This window comes from Methanofollis liminatans DSM 4140 (genome assembly GCF_000275865.1).
GTDB classification, from domain to species: domain Archaea; phylum Halobacteriota; class Methanomicrobia; order Methanomicrobiales; family Methanofollaceae; genus Methanofollis; species Methanofollis liminatans.
On sequence record NZ_CM001555.1, the window covers coordinates 1635177 to 1654101 of the forward strand.

Below are 18925 nucleotides of genomic sequence, written 5' to 3' on the forward strand. Positions count from 1 at the left end.
ATGCAATGGGTTCTGGCAGGGGTATCCCTGGCGATCATCCTCATCTGCGGGAGCATGATCACCTCGCCGATACTGTACTCGGCCGAAAACGCCTCTTCCACGGCGCATCATGCCGACCCGTCCCTCATCTCCAGAACGGCGGAGAACAGGGCAGGATCGGTCGTGCCTGCCATGGACAACCTTATCGAGAGCACGGGAACAATTGTTCTGAACATTAAAAACAAGGATTTTAAAGCGGCACAGGCCGATCTGGAAGCCTATATGGCCGCCTCGAGGTCATTCAACAGCCTCGTCGTCAACCTGGACCTGTCCGAGAGCGAGATCGGGGAGTTCGTGGAGATCAACAGGGAAAACATTGAATCCCTTTCCACCCTCTTTGAGGAGAGCAAACGCTTTGAGGAGATCTCCAGCCTTGAGGTGGTATACCGGGACGAGGAGAACCCTGAAGCGCTCTACTCGGTTGCCTACGAGGGAGAAGCGCTCAGGATGAAAATGGAAGAGGCGTATCAGCGCTACGCCGCACAGCAGTCGTCCCTTCAGAGTGTGAGCAGCCGCTACGGCCTCTCCACCGCCTCATACAACCAGAGCGTGACCGAGTTTGCCGCGGTCGTCGGCGAGACCGACGCCGCACAGGAGAGCCGGCTGGATGCAATCCCGAAAAACGATGTCTTTCCTCTCACCCTCGGGATAGAACCGACCACCGCCACCTTCGGCGATCGGATCCTGATCGCGGGCACCCTGTACCGGAGCCCGGGGCAGGAGGTCGGGATCTCTATCGACAGCCGCCTGTGGGGGACGGCGATCACCGACATCAACGGCAGATATACGGCCTATTATCCGGTAACAGCGATCGGCACGGGAAAACACCTGATCTATACCTCCCGGGGCAGCAGGTATTCAGATGTGATCGAGTTCACCATCGTGCCGGCGCCGGCCGCCCTGACACTCGAGGCCACGCAGGGGGATTACGGGGCCGGGGAAAACGTCCTTTTCACCGGCACCCTCTCAAGCCTTGACAGACCGGTCTCAAACGCCCTGGTCTCCATCGTGCCCGACGAAGGGGCGGCGATCCAGGTGCTCACCGACGAGAAGGGAGTTTACTCCTGCACCGGCCTGCTGGATCCGGGGATCAGAGAGGTGAAGGCAGTCGTTTCGGGCGAGTCCCTCCCCTTTGCATATACCGCCAGCAGCCCGGTCACCGTGGACGTACCCCATGCATGGATGGGGTTTGCCTCCCTTGTGATGAAGGGTGCGGTAATCCTGGTCCTCGGGCTCGGGCTGGAGTTCATGGTCAGGAGCATACGGGAACAGCGTTCAAAGAGGCGTGCCACTCCCATCAGCCGTCACGAAATTCCTGTCCTCAGGCAGCCCGCCCTGCCACCCGCACCAATAGCCGAGCCGCTGTCTCCCGCCGAGGTGGCGCGGCAGTATGCGCTCCACGTTGGAAACGGCGACTACAGAGAGGCGATCAGGACCCTGTACCTCGCCCTCGCAGACAGGATCGGACGAAAGGCAGAGATCAGGAATTATATCGCATGGACGCCGCGGGAGATTCTTGGCGCTACATCGGGCGCGAGCGAGGCCAAAAACCTCGCCGAATTTATCGGGAAGTACGAACATTCCCATTACGGCACCACGGAAACCTCGCACGGACAGGCTGAGGCGCTGCTGCGGTGGTACGGCAGCGTCACCGAGGCCATGGGTGGTGGTCAGGATTAAGTTCATCAGACTGGCAGCGGCCGCCATCGCTCTTCTGGCCGTTTCTGTCCTTTTCCTCCACCTCTCCACGACCGACCACGAGTTCAGCAGATACAATATCGGGTGGAACGGCACCTCGGTCTTTGCCGGGAACCTGGAGGATGCCGGCGGCGTGGTCCTGCACGAGACTGCGGACCTGCCGAACTACCAGGACGCCGTCCTTCTTCTGATCGCGCCGGAGGGAGAGATCCCTGATAGCGAGATCGGCGATTATAGAGCATTTCTTAAGCGTAACAACACGCTTTTTATTTCTGACGAGTCAGGGGCGTCAAACAAACTGCTCAAAGAAATCGGTTCGGATATCAGAGTTATTCCAGGCAAAATCGCAGGTTTCGACTCGGGATATGCGGATCCGCTCCTTCCGAACGGCTATCCAGAGGGCGATCATCCGCTGCTCGAAGGCGTGGCGTCGATCGCCTTCAACCACCCTGCACAGGTGATGGGAGGCGAGGCCCTCGTCAGTTCTGGCATCTTTAGTTGGTACGACCTGGACGGGAACGGGCGGATGGAGGTGGGAGAGCCTTCAGGAAGGTTCGTCTTCATCTCCAGCCAGCCGGTCGGCGGGGGTGAGGTGATCGTCTGCGCGGACCCGAGCATCCTGATCAACACAATGCTGGGGCGGGGCGTGCCCGGGGACGGCGCCATCTTCGCCGACAATCTGCTTTCGTACAGGAATACCGCAATTCTGGAGAGTGCCCACTCCGCAACCGCCGCGACCGGGGGCATCGGGCAGGCTCTGGCGCACCTGAAGGCGTCGCCTCCCCTGCAGGCAGGCATCATGGGTGCCTGCCTTCTGGTGGCCGGGATTGCGTGGAGAAGAAGAGTATGTCCAGGGGGTCAATCATGACAGGCGAAACAATCGAGCGTGAACTCAAAGCGATATCGAAGTCTTATACCAGGATTGCAGAGCAGGTTGGAAAATTCGTGGTGGGCAACACACCCCTCATCGAGATGATCTTCGTCAGCATGCTCAGCGAGGGGCATATCCTTCTTGAAGGAGTGCCGGGCACGGCCAAGACCGTCATTGCAAAGACGGTAGCAGCCCTTTCAGGCTGTGATTTCAGACGCATTCAATGCGCCGTCGATATGCAGCCAGCCGACATCGTCGGGGTGCGGATGTATGATACGGAGCGGAAGGATTTTGTCCTGAAAAAAGGGCCGATCTTCTCCAATTTCATTCTGGTCGACGAGATCAACCGGGTCAGCCCGCGCACGCAGAGCGCCTTCATCGAGGCAATGAGCGAGCGGCAGACCACGATCGACGGGATTACGCACCCGTTTACCGATCCGTTCTTCGTGATCGCCACCCAGAACCCGTACGAGTTCGAGGGCACCTTCCCCCTCATCGAGGCCCAGAAGGACCGGTTCATGTTCAGCACAAAACTCAGGTACCTTGACGCCGACGAGGAACTTGAGATCATCAGACGGGAGAGCACCGGCTATCTCGACTGGGACGCCTACCGGTCGGCGATCGCCCCGGTGCTTACGCCCGATATGATCCGGCATTTCATCGGGACGGTCAGGAGTGTGCGGGCTGAAGAGCCGATCCTCAGGTATATCAGGGACATCGTCCTCGAAACGCGGAAACACGACGATATCTGGCTCGGCGCCAGCCCCAGGGCGTCAATCGCCTTTGTGCGCGGCAGCAAGGCCCTTGCTGCACTGAACGGGAGAGAATATGTTATTCCTGACGATGTAAAGCGGATCGCACGGCTCGCCCTGCCCCATCGCCTGATCTTGAGACGAGAGTCCGATCTCGGCGGTGTGACGACCGGCGAGGTCACCGAAGATATCCTTGCGGCGGTCGAGGTGCTGTAAGTGGAGGTCGGCCGGAGTGTGCAGGCCGCGCTCCTCTTCACCGTCATACTTGCAGGGTTCTCGATCCTCGCCGACAGCGTTGCCGCCGCTCTTGGCGCCTGCACCCTCGGGGCGTTTCTGGTCTCGCGCTCTGCCGTAGCATCGTTTCATTTCAGGACGGTTGCCGGATCGCTCTCCATCGAACGCACGCTGGAAAAAAAAGTGGTAAAACAGGACGCCTCGATCGAGGTCGGGATAAAGGTCAGGGTCAGGGTGCCGCAGGGGGTCGCCCTGCTGATCGAGGATCTCCCGCCGGTCGGGGCGCGGGTTATAGAGGGGGTCTGCTCCCTTCAGATCCAGGGGCCGTTTGATGGTGAAGAGACGACCACCTACCGCATGACGGTGCCGACAGAGGGACGTGTCAGGTTCGCCGGGGTGAGGGTCGATATACCCGACCACTTTTTCCCGAAATCGGCAACATTTGCCGGGGAATCCATGCAGATGCCCGGTTTTATGGTCAAACCAAACAGGCTGTTTCTGACGCACCGTGGAGGGCACGAGACGCGGGGGCCTGAAGAGCGCCGACTCTACTCGGCGTCTTCGGACCTTGTCAGGTCGTTCAGAGAATTTGTCGACGGCGACGATTACCGGAACGTCGACTGGAAAATGACGGCAAAACACGATGCCCTCTATATAAAGGAATATTCAGCAGAGATCGCTGCACCCCCCCTGATCCTGGTCGATATCCCGCAGGTGCCGGTGGATCCCTCGGTGCGCTCGGCATTTCTCGATACCGTGCAGGCGGCGGTCGCCACCTGGATGCAGGAGTCGGGATCAGTCTCCCTCATGATCATAAAAGGGCCGGCAGTCCTCTCGTTTCTCCCTAAAGATACCGATTACGCCGGGGTGCTGCGTGCCATTCCGGCTTCATGGGACACGATTCAAGAGACATGGTTCTACCGTTCACGCCCTGCATCAGGTCTGCAGATGGAGATCGCCGCCCTTTCAAAGATGGCGAAAAAAGAGGGGGAGGAAAGCGACTCTAAAAAATACTTTGCCAACCTCTCGGCATATTACACCGCGGTTCTGGCCGGAAGAAGCCTCTCGGTCTTTGAAGAGCAGGTCGCCAGAGCGCTCTGGAGGCTCAACCCCGGACGCATCGATATTTTCTCGTGCAACACAGGAGATCAGAGTCATATTCGTCTGGTGACCAGCATCGCAGAGCACCAGGGAATAGCGGTGGAGGTCTGGGCACAGAAGGGCCAGGAGAAGACGGCGGTGTTCGAGCGGATCGGGTTCGATCAGAGAGCGGGGGCGGAGGCGGCATGAACGCCGGGGCCGGTGCATGGGCCGTCCTGATCCTGCCGGCAATTGTTGCAGCCGGTATCGCTGCATATGCCAATCTGGGGATCTATTCGGGTATATTTTCAATCGTGTACCTTTTCGCCGCCATTTATTCGATAAAATGGGGGTCTGAAGGCTGGATACTGGTCTTCGCCGCAGGAGAGCCGCTTGTGCTGGCGACGGCGGCGGCGTCCCCCATCTTCATCGTCCCGGTCCAGGTTACCGTGCTCTGGGCGGCGATGCTGAGCGGCTGGGGAGGGGAAGGCCGGATTTCGATTCTCAAATGGGTGGTTCTGGGAGGGGCGATCGTCGGGATCGCAGGCATAGGGGCGATCCGCACCGTTCATGCCCTGCCGCTTCTTTCCGGCGCGGCGTGTGCAGGGATCGCTGCCGTCGCAATCGTGTGGCTTGGCGAACTCCGCCTGAAGAAAAAGGTCGGGATACAATGATGAGAAAACAGGAGTACAATGACTATTTCCTCAGCGGTGCAGTCCTGATCGGGCTCTCTGCCCTGGTGATCGTCGTCGCCCTCGTCATGGGGAGGGGCGACATGACCGGAGCCGTCCTGGTCGTGAGCGGGATCGCGTGTTTCGTCGGTGGGCTCTTTGTCCTGACGCTTTCGAAAGGTGAGCCTGTGGACCCGGCATATGTGGGCATTCTCCCTGCTGCCGGGACGATCAACCTCAGCCGGGTGGCATCGGACCTCGGCCTGATGGGCGACGGGATCTATATCCCGCAGAAAGGCGGTTCACCCTCGGTTCTCCAGCTCGTCCCGGCCGGATCGTTTGAGGGCGCGGATCTGAAGGGCGATTTTTCCTTTGCGACGGAAAAAGGTTCGACCGGACTGGTCATGATCCCGCAGGGGCTGCCCCTCCTCGAACAGATCCGGAGAGATGCCGGACTGGTCGTGCCGTCCAGCGAACCCAAGGTGCTTGCTTCACTCAAGGAGGTCTGCTCAGAGATACTGGAGATAGCCGAGAGCACGACTGCCGTGAGAAGCGGGGAGAGCATCGTCGTGAGGCTGGATCGATACCGTCTCTTCTCTGGCTGCAACGCCGTGCGCGCCGAGTCGCCGAAGTGCTGCACGATGATCGGGTGTCCGGTCTGCAGCCTGATCGCCTGCATGCTTGCAGAAGGACTCGGGAGGCCCTGCACCCTCTCACGGACCGAGGCCGACGAGAAAAACAAACAACTCACCCTGATCTATACTTTTGCAGACGCATCCTGACAGGGGGATGCACGGCTGGCGGTTTTTTTTCCGCCGTCATTTTCAGCGTGCCCATCCGGCCGCCGCCACCTCTGTGGAGAGGCGGTCTCCCACCGCTTCTGTTAGTACCCAGGGCCGTTGAGGCGTACCGGCGGAGAGGATGGAGCAGTTCTGGCGCCTGTGGAGGCGATGCCGCTCGATCTCAATTGCAGTGGTGCCAATATCCATGGAGCAGGACGTCATGCCCACGCAGGGGCATGGCAGGTTCGCCGGGAACATGGCGCTTCGCTCGTGTGTGTGGGTAGCCATGACACCTTTATCAAACACCGCTCAGGCGATCCGGGACGATAGGCCACAATGAGATGGGGTGAAGTGTTTCTGGACGAACATTGATTGATCCATCCACCGGTGCGATCGGGGGATGATTGATGAGCGCCTCTCCAGCCCGACCGCTCCCTCGTCTCCGGGGCAATCGCATGCGGGGGTCCGGGGGTGCAACCCCCGGCCGGTGTCCGCTCCACCCATCAGAGCGATTTCTACATCCAGACGCTGAGAGCATGAGGGTTCCCGAAAGCCCGGGCAGACACCAGCCGGGGGGCTGGCTGCCCCCCGACACACCCCCGCCGAATGCGATTGGGGCAGGAACCCGCAAAACCCTCCGGCACGACCACCCAGAATTTTTCATCGACCGATGCTCCGCCCTCCCCGTCCCCACATGTCCAGGGCAATCCTCGCGGGGGGTCCGGGGGTGCAACCTCCGGCCAAACATGCGGGGGGGAGGCGATTGATCGTCAGGTCGGTGCGAAGGGGTCGCCTGCGTGAAAGGGCGAAGAGCCGAGAAAATATTCCGGGTCAAAAAAAAAGGTTATTTCCTGCCTCTTGCAAAGAGGAGGAACGCAACGAGAAGGCCGATCAGGCAGGCGGCCAGCCCCAGGGGCTGCTGCTGTGCCGCAGTCGTCGGCGCCCCGGTTGCAGAGGTGCCGGTCTGAGTGAGGGTCGGGGCGTCGGTCGCCCCGGCATCGGCAAAACGCATCGGGCAGAAAGTCCCGCCGCCGGCGATCTCCGTACAGACCATGTTGTTCTCGATGGTGCTGGGGAGTATCTCCCATTTTTCGCCGATGTAGGCGGCGATGAAGACAAGGGCAGAACTGCTCCTCAGGTCCTCGGGCAGGGCGAACCGCAGACGCGCGGCATCGGGAAACACCGCTCCTTCGGGTGTTACTGAAACCGGTCTGCCGATAACACTCCATCCTTCAGGCACATTCCCGGCATCGGTCTCGACAAGGGCGACATTCTCAAGGGCGCACCCTACGATACATGCGCCAAGACTTTCAGACCAGATCTGGACGGCGTCTTCAGGGTCTGTCGTCGTCGAAAGAATGCCGCCGCCGTCCGAGCCGCCGCTCGACACCACGCCCGAACCAGGAGAGGTCGTGGGCGATGATGTGGGTGACGTCGTAGGTGACGTGGTCGGTGAAGTCGTGGGCGAGGTCGTGGGCGATGTTGTGGGTGACGTCGTAGGCGACGTGGTCGGTGAAGTCGTGGGCGGGGTGGTCGGGTCGGTGGTGGGCGACCCATCTCCGATAGGTATGGTCTTTTCAAAGACGTCCTTTCCATCGATGCTGACCACGATCCTGCTCGATCCCTCTTCCACCCCGTTTACGACAAAGGTGATCTGGCTATCAGAGGGCCCGGTCTTGGTCCCGGTCAGGCGAAACTGTGCGACGACAGCCGAGGCGTCGGGCATGGCCTGTCCCTGGAGCCTGAAATAGTCATAAGTTCCTGCCGGGATGTTTTCCTCCCTGGTGAACGTGAAGACGCCGCTCTTCGAGGGCCCTCCCACGTTGATCGTATTCCCGTTGATATACGTGGAGAGTGTCGTATAGACCGTGTTCTGCGTCGAGGCAGAGATCCATCCGCCGCTCAGAGAGAGAGGCATCTGGAAATCGTCCACTTCAAATATGAACCGCTCTCCAGAACCTACCTCGAATCTACCCTCAACAAGGATGGCAAATGACACCCGGTCGGGAAGATCCGTCACCTGTATGGTGATCTGATCCCCGGCCTCGACGGCGTCAGGCGATACGGCGATGCTGACCGCACTGCATCCAGCGACGATACCTGCCAGAAGGATAATCTGGGCAATAATAGCAATTCTGAAACGCAATTTTCCGTCCCCCCGATTACGTGAGATAGTAACCATTATATATTATAAATGTTACTTGGGTTACGGGGGAACGTGATGAAGATAACCTCAGAGTATAGCGTAGCGTCCATACGTATTATGCTCCTTCTGGTCCTGATCTGCGGAATGATAACAGTTGTCTCAGCAGTAGCACCTGTGGTCACAGTATCTGGCAGTCAGTCATTCACCTATAAAGGAGTTGAGGTTCAGGGGATCGACGTGATCGATCTGCTTGATCCATCGGTATCGCATGTCGAGCTTGCCGCAACCGGTGAGAACGATCTGAAAAGCATAGCAGGACCGGAGATCAGATACATTAAGCGGGACTACCCTGCCGCGACCATTACGATTGAAGGGTTTACGATCTCGGTCAATGAGGTCGGCGAGGTTGACCGGTCAGGTCTGAATACCTACCATCTCTACTCCACGCCGGTGATCCCGACGATCAATGCAGCTGTGCCCGGCGAGACAGGAAATATTCTTCTGATCAAGGTGCCGGATATTCCTGACGCCGACAACCTCATGGATCTCAAAAGCCTGCTGACCTCGACCGATACGATGTACATGTACACCGATGGCGGGATCATCTACTGCAACCCGCAGACGAACTCCTATATCCTGTGGGGCAGTGTCAATCCCGGCGACTACAACCCGAGCAACTTCGCAAAGACGCTGAAGGCGACTGAGGTGGACCTTGACGCTTACACCGGCGACGCGGCTCTCGCGCAGATGATGGGGGACATCTACCCTGAGGCCCTACCCGCGGCAGGCGAGTACGCCTGCTACATCTTCAGGTACGATCCCGATGCAAAGAAGATCATCGTCCTCGGTATGGCGGCAGTGATCGTCATGGACAGCGACCGCAGTCTCACCTGGAACGGGAGCACCACGCCTGGTGCGTGGGAGGACGGCGGAGATGCCGCACTCTCCTTTGAAGACGGGGACGATGTGGCGGCGTGTGCCTACCTGATCGTGCGGAAGAACGCCGTCTTCGATGCTGAAATGAGCGTGAACTCAGAGAACCTCAAGGCACTGAAGAACCACCCGACAATCACGGTCTCCTGTCTCTTTGATTTCCTCAAACAGCAGGTGCCAGGCCACACCTATGCAAACAGCCCGATTGAGGTGGCACTGATCGTCGACGGTGCGGCGCAGGCGCCCGACGACATCAACTCGGTCATTCCGATATCGACCGGCTACGGGATCGCAGGGGCCGAAGTCGGCGGGCAGGTGACGGTGTCGGCAGCGGCGCTCTCGGCTCTCGGTGACGGGACCTACAGTGTGATCCTTCTCGGCATCGGCGGTGACGGTTCGGTCGTTGCACTCGACCAGAAAGAGGTCGCCATCGGTTCTGAAAATGGAGGAGCGGCATTGTATTACGAATCCGACAACACCGATTGGAGTGAGCTGGACATCTCCAAGACCAGAAAGGTCCTGACAGTCAAAGATTCCAAGGCAGCAGATGCAAACGCCAATCTGAACGTTGCAGAGATCGAGAGCCTGTCTGGAGACGGGAGTGACGCAGGGGGAGAGGGTGCGGCAAATTCGGCATCGGCAGCTGGCGATGCATCGGTCAGGGATATGAACGTTGCAAACGCTGCTGCGATCGGAGCGGAACCGGCCAGCACGGCAAACCCCTTCGGCGGGGTAAGTCTCACCCCGACAACCCTCGGTTATACCGTGATCGGGCTTATTGTCCTGGGAGCGGCCGGCATGATGCTCACCCGCAACCGGCTCAGATAGAACGGCAGAAAACCGCCCCATCCTTTTTTTTGTTTTTGTGATCCTCAGGCGCGGCCGGGCGGTGTCGCAAGCCTTTAACCACACGGAGAGAGAAAAGATTAGCAGATGGCTCAGCTGACCGTGGACCTTGGCGGACGGCCCGGTGTGGACTGCCGGGGGTTCTGCGAATACTGTTATTTCAGGCATGTCAGGGACGTCGCACCCCTCGGGTGCCGGTACTGCCCCCCGTTCAGGGTAGGGTGCGATTACTGCAGCAGGGGCGTTAAAGAGCAGTACAGCGGGTTCAAGCCACTGTCCACCGTTGCAGACGATATCCTGGCCAGCCTGCAGATGCTCCCGGACGATATCAGCCGGGTCACGATCAGCGGGGGCGGGGATCCGAGTTGTTATCCTGAGTTTGTAGACCTGATCGAACTCCTGGGGAGCATGGAGGCCCCGCTCCATATCGGCTATACCAGCGGCAAGGGGTTCGACGACCCGGCCATTGCCGATTTTCTGATCGATAACGGGCTGACCGAGGTGTCGTACACCATCTTTTCCGCCAACCCGGCTCTCAGGAAACGGTATATGCACGACCCGACGCCTGAAGTGTCTCTTGCGGTCATGCGGAGGTTGTGCGAGGAGATCGACGTCTATGCCGCCGCCGTGGTCATGCCGGGCGTCAACGACGGCGCCGACCTGGAGCAGACCTGCGCATGGCTCGATGAGGCCGGGGCAAAGGGGCTGATCCTGATGCGGTTTGCAAACACCACCGAGCAGGGCCTGATCCTGGGCAACGCCCCGCTTATACCGGGTCAGCCGGTCGAGAGCGTCGAAGCGTTCAGGGAGCGGGTGACCGCCCTCAATGAGAGGTACGCCCTGAAGATCAGCGGCACCCCGCTCTGGGACCCGGAGATCGGGTCTCCGTTCGCCATCCTGGGGGAGCCCGACCTCCTCGCGAAACTCCCGGCGGTGCGGGCCTCCGCATCGGTGATCACCGGGAGCGTGGCGGCGCCCTCTATCAGGCGGGTGCTCGATGCCTGCGGCGGGGGGTGCGAGGTCGTCCCGGTCTCGAAGGAGATCGCATGCCTGATCACCCTGGAAGACCTCAGGGGCATCGACCTCGCCGACCTCGACGAGACCGTGATCATCCCGGGCCGCTGCTTTGTCCACGACCGGCAGGCGTCAGACCTCCTGAGCGCCGACGGGAGGATCAGGACCGTGCTGCGCGGGCCCGATATGCTCACCGCCGACGCCGAGACCTCCATGGGCATGAACAAGAACGAGGTCCTCCAGATGGAGATGGAAGGGTTTTCCGCCCTGATCCACTGCATCAACCAGAACGGCCGGAGAATATAGAGGGGCCTCCACCGATACGGCCCTCGATTCACGCGATAGACCGGAGAGCCCGCATGGCGATCTCGAATACATTTTTCCACTCGTTCGCGGCTTCCCGGCATCCCTGTGCCCGGAGTTTTTATTCCTTCAGTGCGGATTGGCCCGGGAAGGCAGACCCAGGATCCTGAGAGGGTACGCATCTCCCTCTCAATGATGGGGGCATCCAGCCCCCCGGCACCGGCCCTCCAGAACAGGATTTCTCCGGAGCCAAAAAAAGAGATATTATTTTTTAGTCTTCTTTGACCGAATTGTAGCGCTCGTTCTCGCGCTCGCGCAGGACGTTCCGCCTGATCTTGCCGGAGATCGTCTTGGGGAGTTCGTCCACAAACTCGATCGCGCGCGGGTACTTGTACGGGGCGGTCGTATTCTTCACGAACCGCTGGATCTCCTTGACCAGGGTCTCCGAGGGCGTAAAGCCAGGGGCGAGGATGACGAACGCCTTGACAATCATGCCGCGGATGACGTCGGGCGACCCGACGACGGCGCACTCCTGCACGGCCGGGTGCTCCATCAGGGCCGACTCCACCTCGAAGGGGCCGATCCGGTAGCCCGAACTCTTGATCACGTCGTCGGCGCGGCCGACAAACCAGAAATAGCCGTCCGCGTCCATGTAGGCCTTGTCGCCGGTGTAATACCAGTCCCCGCAGAAGGCGTCGGCGTTCGCCGCCTCGTTGTCGATGTACGAGAGGAACATGCCGGGGGGCCGCGGTTCGGCCCAGATGGCGATCCGCCCCTCTTCACCGACCGGAACCGATTGCCCGTCATCGTCGTGGAGCTCGATCCGCCACCCCGGCGCAGGTCGGCCCATCGCCCCCTGCTTCACCTCCATGCCCGGGAACGTCCCGATGCAGAGCACCGTCTCGGTCTGGCCGTAGCCCTCGTAGATGGTAAGCCCGGTGCCTTCCTTCCACGCCCTGATCACCTCGGGGTTCATGGGCTCGCCGGCGCTCACGCAGTGACGGAGCTGGGAGAAGTCGAACTTGCCGAGATCGGCCAGGATCAGCATCCGGTAGACCGTCGGCGGGGCGCAGAAGGTGGTCACCTCGTACTTCTCCAGCACCGGCAGGAGTTCGGTCGCTTTGAACTTGCCGCGGATATCGTAGACCAGGGTGCAGGCGCCCTGCATCCACGGCCCGAAGAACTTGCCCCAGGAGGACTTCCCCCACCCGGTGTCGGCGAGGGTGAAGTGGAGATCGTTCTGCTTGAGGTCGAGCCAGAACCTGCCGGTGATGATGTGCCCGATCGGGTAGGCATGGTTGTGGAGGACCATCTTCGGCTCGCCCGTCGTGCCCGATGAGAAGAAGATGAGCATCGGATCGGTCGAGCGGGTCCTCTTCATGCCAGGGAGTTTTATCAGCTGGGACGAGACCGGGGCCGGGTAGGTGAGCTCCTGGTGGTAACTGACCCAGCCGGGAAGCTCCCCGTCCACCACGAAGCGGGAGACCAGGGAGGGGCACTGGTCGCAGATCTCGTTCACCTTTGCGGCGTTTTCCAGGTCGGTGACGACCATCTTGAACTTGCCGGCGTTCACCCGGTACTTCAGGTCTTTGGCCGTCAGCATCGTCGGGGTCGGACAGAAAACAACGCCGAGCTTAATCGCTGCTGTGGCAAAGATCCACCACTCGGGAATGCGGTGGAGCATGATGATGATCCGGTCGCCCTTGTTGATGCCGTACTTGAGGAGCATGTTCGCCGCCTGGTTGGAGAGGTTCATCAGGTGGCGGAAGGTGTAGAACTTTTCATGCCCTTCCTGGTCGGCCCAGATCATCGCCAGGCGGTTGCGGTCCTGCTTTGCCCACATATCGACGACGTCGAAGCCGAAGTTGAAGTACTCCGGCACCTCCGCATGGTAGGAGGCATAGACGTCCTCGTAATTCATTGCAGTATGCTCGGCGTCTTGCATAGCGGTACTAGATTTGGAGGACAGGTAGATAAGGGGCTCGATTAAAAAAGAGGGGGTCAGGCGTCGGGGCGGTCGCCGGTCTGACCGTTTTCAAACTGCTGCATCTCCTTCATCTTCAGCTCCTTGCGTTTGATCTTGCCGGAGATGGTCTTGGGGAGTTCGTCCACGAACTCGACGGTGCGCGGGTACTTGTACGGGGCGGTCGTCCGTTTGACGTGTTTTTGCAGTTCTTTTACGAGTTGCTCCGAGGGTTCGAAACCGGCGTTGAGGACGACGAACGCCTTGACGATCAGGCCGCGGATCAGGTCTGGGGACCCGACGACGGCGCATTCCTGCACGGCCGGGTGCTCCATCAGCGCCGATTCCACCTCGAAGGGGCCGATACGGTAGCCCGAACTCTTGATCACGTCGTCGTCCCGGCCGACGAACCAGAAGTAGCCCTCGTCGTCCATATAGGCGCGGTCGCCGGTATAGTACCAGCCGTTCTTGAACGATTCCTCGTTTGCCTCTTTGTTCTCAAGGTATTCCACAATGAGGCCGACCGGCCGCGGGTTGAGGGAGATGGCGATCCTTCCTTCCTCGAAGGGTTCGCAGGGGCCGCCTTCCTCGGTGTGGAGCTCGATGTGCCAGCCGGGCGAAGGTTTGCCCATCGACCCGAATTTCGGCTGCATGCACGGGAAGGAGGCGATGGCACAGACCGTCTCGGTCTGGCCGTAGCCTTCCCTGATGGTGAGGCCGGTGCCTTCCTGCCAGATGCGGATCACCTCGGGGTTTAAGGGTTCGCCAGCACTGGTGCAGTGGCGCAGTTCCCTGAGGTCGTATTTCTTGAGGTCGGCCAGGATCAGCATCCGGTAGATGGTCGGCGGGGCGCAGAAGGTGGTCACCTCATATTTCTCAAGGATCGGGAGGATCTCGGTCGCCGAGAACTTGCCCCTGATGTCGTAGACGAAGATCGCCGCACCGGCGATCCACTGCCCGAAAATCTTGCCCCAGCCGCATTTCGCCCACCCGGTGTCGGAGAGGGTGAAATGGAGGTCGTGCTCGGTGAGGTCCTGCCAGAGTTTTGCGGTGATGATGTGGCCGAGCGGGTGGGCGTTGTTGTGGAGGACCATCTTCGGCTCCCCGGTGGTGCCTGAGGTGAAGTAGATGAGCATCGGGTCGGTGGCGCGGGTCCGTTTCGCCACCGGCATCGAGACGGTGCGGTGGGAAACCGGCGCCGGGTAGATCAGTTCGTACGGGAAGCTCGCCCATCCCTCGAGTTCGCCGTCGGCCAGGAACCTGACCTGCAATGACGGGCATTCCCTGCAGATCTCGTCGATCTTCCAGGTATTTTCCAGGTCGGTGATGACCATCTTGAACTTTCCTGCCCTGATCCGGTATTTGAGGTCTTTGGGGGTGAGGAGGGTCGGGCACGGGCAGTATACGGCGCCGAGTTTGATGAGAGCGATGACGAAGATCCACCACTCAGGGATCCGCGGAAGGAGGAGGAGTACACGGTCGCCCTTGCCGATGCCGTATTTGAGAAGGATATTTGCCGCCTGGTTCGAGAGGTTCATCATGTCCCTGAAGGTGAACTTCTTCTCGTTGCCTTTCTGGTCAACCCAGATCATGGCCAGACGGTTCCGGTCTTTTCTGGCCCAGGCGTCGATGACGTCGTAGCCGAAGTTGAACGCCTCGGGGACGTCAATAGAAAAAGACGCTCTGGTCTCTTCGTAGTCTTCCATGTTATGCTCTGCCATGGGATCGGTCCGTATAGGTATGGCGCGTCAGCGTTTTTTAAGTTCACTAATGTTGTGCGCTCGTTTGCGGTCCTGAAAAAGAGAAGGGGGACGGGGTCAGGATCTGCCGGTGGCGGCGATCAGACGCGTGCAGTCGGTGTCGGGGATTGCCCGCATCACTGTTTCCCGGAGATCAGCCACCCAGTCCGCAGAACCGGCAAAGGTTTCGAGGTCGCCAGCGACGGAGGCGAGCGGGAGGGGGTGGTCGAAGATGGTTACCGGCCTGAGTTTCAGCCGCAGCGGGTAGACTTCGCCGGAGCCCCCGAAGATGGGCGTCTGGTTGACGAAGAGTTCAGATATGACCTCATAGACGCCAAAAAGGGAGGGGGCTCCCATGTCCGGTGCACAGAGGAGGATACGGTCGCCGAGGTGTACTTTGCTGATCGTATCGGCATGGCGCTGTGCAACGCCCCAGATCCGTTTTTCCCGGACAATTTCCGGCGCTTTCCCCTCAGAAATGCCAATCCAGCAGGTCATGGATGGTGATAGGCGATGCTCTATTAATATGTTTCGGATGTGGTCGGGCGCTGCGAAACAATTAAATAAGGTGCACCTGTAATCGCCCCATACGGGAGGGACAGTATGCCGTACAAATGGGTAAGCAACAAAGATGTGGATGAGGCCGTGGTCGTGATCATGAACACCCTTGAGGAGGGGAAGGAGTTCCCCGAATGGTTGAGAAGGACGCTTCAGGGGGCGATCGACGATTCTGATCCGGTGTATGTGCGATATTTCTACGATCAGGTGAAGAAGTTCGCACCTTCGTCGCTGAAGGTCTTCGGAGAGACGCCGGTCGTCTGAGGGCGGACAGGGACACCATTTCTTTTTTTGGCTCTTTTCTCCGCGGTTCAGGATGGCTATTGACACCCCGGTTCCCTCGCACATGCGATCGGGGCGGGGACGGGAAAACCACTATGGCATGGATATCCATTATTTTTCATCAATAGATGCTCCGCCTGGTCCCCCTTCCCATGGCCAGGGCAATCATGCGCGGGATCCGGGGGTAAGAACCCCCGGCGCGGGGTGGGCGTTGTGTGAGCGTATGGGAAATATGACTATGCCTCTGCCGGGGGGCCTGCCGCCCCACGGTCCCCCTGCCAATTGCGATTGGGGCAGGGATGGACAAGACACTCCGGCACGTCCATCAATAATTTTTTCATCGACAGATGCTCCGCCCGGCCCGAATCCTCATGTCTGGGGCAATCGTATGCGGGGATCCGGGGGTGCAACCCCCGGTGCGGGGTGGTCGGTGTGTGCGTGTACGGGCAATCGAGCAGCCTCTGCCGGGGGGCCTGTCGCCCCCCGGTCACCCTGCAGATTGCGATTGGGGCGGGGACGGACAAACCACGCCGGCACGCCCGTCCATTATTTTTCATCGACAGATGCGCCGCCCCCTCCCGTTCCCTCATGTCCAGGACAATCCTCGCGGGGGGGTCCGGGGGTGAGAGCCCCCGGCCAGAGGCGACCTTCGCTATGACATACGGGTTACCATGAAAAACATTTCATGGGGTATGCTTGCGTCCCCTTCCCGGACTCATGTGCGATTCTAGAAGATCCAGGGACCTCTCCCTGGTGGAGCCTGCTGCCCCTTCAAAATCCCGGCTTCACTTCTTCCCGGCGGCCTCGCCCTCGACGAAATACTCGATGAGCGTCCGCGTCATCTTTGTGCCCAGGGTGGGGCGCGTGCTTTCGAGCCAGAGGAAAAAGCCCGCCATATGGGGTGTGCGCCGGCTTTCGTACTTGAACCCGCCGACTTTTGCCGGGACCATCTTGAAGTACTCTTTTTTCTTGCGCGATCTGAAGTACAGGATCGGGCGGAGGTCGGGGAGGTTCACGGCGAGGATCACCTTGGAGAAGTCCCTCATGATGCTCTCGTAGGTGAGGGCCTCGCCCCTCATGGTGATGGCACTCTTCTGGCAGAGCAGGCGTATTGCCGGCGGGTAGAGCCCGCCGAAGACGATCTTTTTTACGATCGGGGGGATCTCGTCGGGTTTAAGGAGGTCGGCAGGGGTGGCGCCCGCATCCATCAGTTCGAGCATCCGGTCCCTCCGCTCGTCGTGGAGTTTGCGGTAGTCGAAGGAGCGCCTGGTATGGATGTCGGCAAGGTGGAGAAGTTTCGGGTGGGCAATGGGTTTTCTCGGCTGGTAGCGTATTTCCCGCTGGCTGAGCACCCGTTTGATCTCCTCGCAGGACGAGGTGGTGATCAGCACCGACTCGGGCTCCTTCATCAGCCGCTGCACGATGGAGTTGCGCGAGATGTCCACCGAGGAGACCAGGATGAACGGGACGATCGGCTGCCCGAAGAGGTAGCCGATCAGCCGTTTTTTGAAGATGATCTCCTGCTCGAACTCTTTTAAGTCCGAGGGGGAGGTGACGATCTCGCCGAAACCGACGGTGTTCTGGACGTCGAGGAACATCAGGTCGAACTCGGCGAGGTCCTGGCCGTTGCCGCGGACCTTGATATCGCCGTAATTGGAGTAGAAGGTGCCGTTCTGTTCCTGCGTGATCTTCTGCCTGATATAGGGGGCGTCGGCGCCTTTTCTGACGACGCCCTTGATCAGGTTGCAGTCCGCGACCGTCTCGAGCAGGGCCTCATAGATGACCCCCTCGTACCACCGCCCTTCGGCGGTTCTCATCAGGGAGATGTCCTCTGAAAATAAGTTCTTCTTCTCGGACTTGCGGAGATGGCGCGTGGCTTTCAGGGCCTGGGTGCGTGTCGGCGTGATCGCATTGAGGTGCGCGCGCAGCCACTCCACCATCTCCATTCCGTTATTCGATACCATTTGATGTTCCTGTCTTTCCGGTGTGTTGGTCGGTCGGCGGGTATATAGTTTTACGGGCAATCCCGACCGGGTTATTCGAGAACGAGGATCCGCCGGGTGAGGCTCTTGTGGACCCGCTGTTCATGGTACTGGACGATGCTGAACCGGGCGGCGGCGATCTCTCTGATGTCCCGGTGGGTGACGACGACGGCACGCCGCCCCCCTTTCAGCACCCTCCCGATCTCGTCGAGGGCGCCTTCGTACAGGCGGGTGAAGTTCTCCCCGAGGACGCAGACCGACTGGCCGTACGGCAGGTCGGTGACGACGGCGTCGACTGAACCGGTGCGGAGGGGCAGGGCCGTGGCATCGGCCAGGAGGAGGTCGGCTTCGGGGACGTTGAGGCGTGAGCCAGCGATCATGGTGCGGTCGAAGTCGCTCCCGACGACCCGCACCCCGATCCGCCGTCCCTCTTCGAGCATGCCGCCGGTGCCGCAGAACGGGTCTGCCATCACCTCGCCGGGCATGACGAGGGAGAGGTTGAGGAGGGCCCGCGCCGTCCTCGGCATCATGACGCCCGGGTGGAAATATGGGCGGGTGGACGGGCTCCTGCTTTCGTACGAGGTGCGGAGGTCGCTATAGATGACCCGGCCGAGGTAGCAGCGGTCCTCGGTGAGAACCGCTCGATATACCGTTTCAGGCGCTTTCAGGGAGACCGGGCCGGCGATGCCGTGTCCGATCAGCCGTTCGAGGGCGAGCTGGGAGGGGTACTCCCGGGAGCCCGGGATGATCTTCACCCGCGCCGCAAAGGGGCGCTCCGAGGTGAGGGCGAGGTCGGCCAGAAGGGCGCTGACGGCGTCCGCTGTCGGTTCGCACTCGCCGAGATATTCCATGACGGTATGGGTGAGGGCGAGGCGGTCGGTCGCCGCGGGGTCGGGGCACTCGGCGACGGCCACGCGGTCGCGGCGGTCGCAGATCCGGCCCACACATTCGAGCTCGGCGTAGGGGAGCGTCGGATGCTCCCCCGAGAGCTCAAAGAGCATTTTCATGGCCACTTATTATAAGGGATTCTCA

16 protein-coding genes are annotated in these 18925 nt (G+C 60.2%); 9 read left to right on the forward strand and 7 right to left on the reverse strand.

Going from position 1 to position 18925, the window contains the following annotated elements:
* The 6 genes from METLI_RS08025 to METLI_RS08050 are packed head-to-tail and all read left to right on the forward strand — an operon-like array spanning nucleotide 1 to nucleotide 6127.
* On the forward strand, nucleotides 1–1719 hold the full coding sequence (locus tag METLI_RS08025; protein WP_004039332.1) for a carboxypeptidase-like regulatory domain-containing protein: 1719 nt from the start codon (nucleotides 1–3) through the stop codon (nucleotides 1717–1719).
* Nucleotides 1703–2605: a DUF4350 domain-containing protein gene (locus METLI_RS08030; protein WP_004039333.1), complete on the forward strand. Its 903-nt coding sequence runs from the start codon at nucleotides 1703–1705 to the stop codon at nucleotides 2603–2605. Before METLI_RS08025 ends, METLI_RS08030 begins: the two co-directional genes overlap by 17 nt.
* Nucleotides 2602–3576, forward strand: coding sequence for an AAA family ATPase (locus tag METLI_RS08035; protein WP_004039334.1), 975 nt, complete (start codon nucleotides 2602–2604; stop codon nucleotides 3574–3576). Before METLI_RS08030 ends, METLI_RS08035 begins: the two co-directional genes overlap by 4 nt.
* The gene (locus METLI_RS08040; RefSeq protein ID WP_004039335.1) at nucleotides 3577–4884 is read left to right on the forward strand and encodes a DUF58 domain-containing protein; all 1308 of its coding nucleotides are present in this window, start codon (nucleotides 3577–3579) and stop codon (nucleotides 4882–4884) included.
* Nucleotides 4881–5348: a hypothetical protein gene (locus METLI_RS08045; RefSeq protein WP_004039336.1), complete on the forward strand. Its 468-nt coding sequence runs from the start codon at nucleotides 4881–4883 to the stop codon at nucleotides 5346–5348. Before METLI_RS08040 ends, METLI_RS08045 begins: the two co-directional genes overlap by 4 nt.
* On the forward strand, nucleotides 5345–6127 hold the full coding sequence (locus METLI_RS08050) for a hypothetical protein (RefSeq protein WP_004039337.1): 783 nt from the start codon (nucleotides 5345–5347) through the stop codon (nucleotides 6125–6127). Before METLI_RS08045 ends, METLI_RS08050 begins: the two co-directional genes overlap by 4 nt.
* A gap of 42 nt (nucleotides 6128–6169) precedes the next feature.
* Here the strand turns inward: METLI_RS08050 and METLI_RS13160 are convergent, their stop codons facing one another.
* Together METLI_RS13160 and METLI_RS13470 are read right to left on the reverse strand one after the other, a co-directional pair.
* Nucleotides 6170–6415, reverse strand: coding sequence for a hypothetical protein (locus tag METLI_RS13160; protein WP_157203247.1), 246 nt, complete (start codon nucleotides 6413–6415; stop codon nucleotides 6170–6172).
* A 556-nt stretch (nucleotides 6416–6971) separates the two neighbouring features.
* A complete protein-coding gene (locus METLI_RS13470; RefSeq protein WP_004039338.1) occupies nucleotides 6972–8273 on the reverse strand; it encodes a hypothetical protein in 1302 nt (433 codons plus the stop codon).
* A 144-nt stretch (nucleotides 8274–8417) separates the two neighbouring features.
* Here METLI_RS13470 and METLI_RS08060 point away from each other — a divergent pair, with 144 nt between their 5' ends.
* The gene (locus tag METLI_RS08060) at nucleotides 8418–10034 is read left to right on the forward strand and encodes a hypothetical protein (RefSeq protein ID WP_157203248.1); all 1617 of its coding nucleotides are present in this window, start codon (nucleotides 8418–8420) and stop codon (nucleotides 10032–10034) included.
* A gap of 105 nt (nucleotides 10035–10139) precedes the next feature.
* Nucleotides 10140–11372: a methyl coenzyme M reductase-arginine methyltransferase Mmp10 gene (mmp10, locus tag METLI_RS08065; RefSeq protein ID WP_004039340.1), complete on the forward strand. Its 1233-nt coding sequence runs from the start codon at nucleotides 10140–10142 to the stop codon at nucleotides 11370–11372.
* A 268-nt stretch (nucleotides 11373–11640) separates the two neighbouring features.
* Here the strand turns inward: mmp10 and METLI_RS08070 are convergent, their stop codons facing one another.
* The 3 genes from METLI_RS08070 to METLI_RS08080 all read right to left on the reverse strand — a co-directional run bounded on the left by METLI_RS08070 (nucleotide 11641) and on the right by METLI_RS08080 (nucleotide 15569).
* Nucleotides 11641–13290, reverse strand: a complete 1650-nt coding sequence (locus tag METLI_RS08070; protein ID WP_245529345.1) for an AMP-binding protein — start codon at nucleotides 13288–13290, stop codon at nucleotides 11641–11643.
* A gap of 80 nt (nucleotides 13291–13370) precedes the next feature.
* Complete coding sequence (locus METLI_RS08075; protein WP_004039342.1) at nucleotides 13371–15053, reverse strand: AMP-binding protein; 1683 nt, start codon at nucleotides 15051–15053, stop codon at nucleotides 13371–13373.
* Between the two features lie 96 nt (nucleotides 15054–15149).
* Nucleotides 15150–15569, reverse strand: coding sequence for an EVE domain-containing protein (locus tag METLI_RS08080; protein ID WP_004039343.1), 420 nt, complete (start codon nucleotides 15567–15569; stop codon nucleotides 15150–15152).
* A 105-nt stretch (nucleotides 15570–15674) separates the two neighbouring features.
* On the opposite strand from METLI_RS08080, the gene METLI_RS08085 reads away from it, so the two are divergent.
* Entirely contained in the window at nucleotides 15675–15893 is a 219-nt protein-coding gene (locus METLI_RS08085; protein WP_004039344.1) for a hypothetical protein, read from the forward strand.
* Nucleotides 15894–16696: 803 nt separating this feature from the next.
* Here METLI_RS08085 and METLI_RS08090 read toward each other — a convergent pair.
* Together METLI_RS08090 and METLI_RS08095 are read right to left on the reverse strand one after the other, a co-directional pair.
* The gene (locus METLI_RS08090) at nucleotides 16697–17875 is read right to left on the reverse strand and encodes a hypothetical protein (protein WP_004039346.1); all 1179 of its coding nucleotides are present in this window, start codon (nucleotides 17873–17875) and stop codon (nucleotides 16697–16699) included.
* Between the two features lie 71 nt (nucleotides 17876–17946).
* Nucleotides 17947–18900 carry a methyltransferase domain-containing protein gene (locus METLI_RS08095; RefSeq protein ID WP_048103729.1) on the reverse strand — a complete coding sequence of 318 codons (954 nt, stop codon included), beginning with the start codon at nucleotides 18898–18900 and terminating at the stop codon, nucleotides 17947–17949.
* Nucleotides 18901–18925 lie beyond the last annotated feature (25 nt).

What these genes read in the sequence shown, in the direction of transcription:
- METLI_RS08025 (WP_004039332.1), top strand. Translation starts at nt 1, where the DNA reads ATGCAATGGGTTCTGGCAGGGGTATCCCTGGCGATCATCCTCATCTGC.
- METLI_RS08035 (WP_004039334.1), top strand. Translation starts at nt 2,602, where the DNA reads ATGACAGGCGAAACAATCGAGCGTGAACTCAAAGCGATATCGAAGTCT.
- METLI_RS08045 (WP_004039336.1), top strand. Translation starts at nt 4,881, where the DNA reads ATGAACGCCGGGGCCGGTGCATGGGCCGTCCTGATCCTGCCGGCAATT.
- METLI_RS08050 (WP_004039337.1), top strand. Translation starts at nt 5,345, where the DNA reads ATGATGAGAAAACAGGAGTACAATGACTATTTCCTCAGCGGTGCAGTC.
- METLI_RS13160 (WP_157203247.1), bottom strand. Translation starts at nt 6,415, where the DNA reads ATGGCTACCCACACACACGAGCGAAGCGCCATGTTCCCGGCGAACCTG.
- METLI_RS08060 (WP_157203248.1), top strand. Translation starts at nt 8,418, where the DNA reads ATGATAACAGTTGTCTCAGCAGTAGCACCTGTGGTCACAGTATCTGGC.
- mmp10 (WP_004039340.1), top strand. Translation starts at nt 10,140, where the DNA reads ATGGCTCAGCTGACCGTGGACCTTGGCGGACGGCCCGGTGTGGACTGC.
- METLI_RS08070 (WP_245529345.1), bottom strand. Translation starts at nt 13,290, where the DNA reads ATGAATTACGAGGACGTCTATGCCTCCTACCATGCGGAGGTGCCGGAG.
- METLI_RS08075 (WP_004039342.1), bottom strand. Translation starts at nt 15,053, where the DNA reads ATGGCAGAGCATAACATGGAAGACTACGAAGAGACCAGAGCGTCTTTT.
- METLI_RS08080 (WP_004039343.1), bottom strand. Translation starts at nt 15,569, where the DNA reads ATGACCTGCTGGATTGGCATTTCTGAGGGGAAAGCGCCGGAAATTGTC.
- METLI_RS08085 (WP_004039344.1), top strand. Translation starts at nt 15,675, where the DNA reads ATGCCGTACAAATGGGTAAGCAACAAAGATGTGGATGAGGCCGTGGTC.
- METLI_RS08090 (WP_004039346.1), bottom strand. Translation starts at nt 17,875, where the DNA reads ATGGTATCGAATAACGGAATGGAGATGGTGGAGTGGCTGCGCGCGCAC.
- METLI_RS08095 (WP_048103729.1), bottom strand. Translation starts at nt 18,900, where the DNA reads ATGAAAATGCTCTTTGAGCTCTCGGGGGAGCATCCGACGCTCCCCTAC.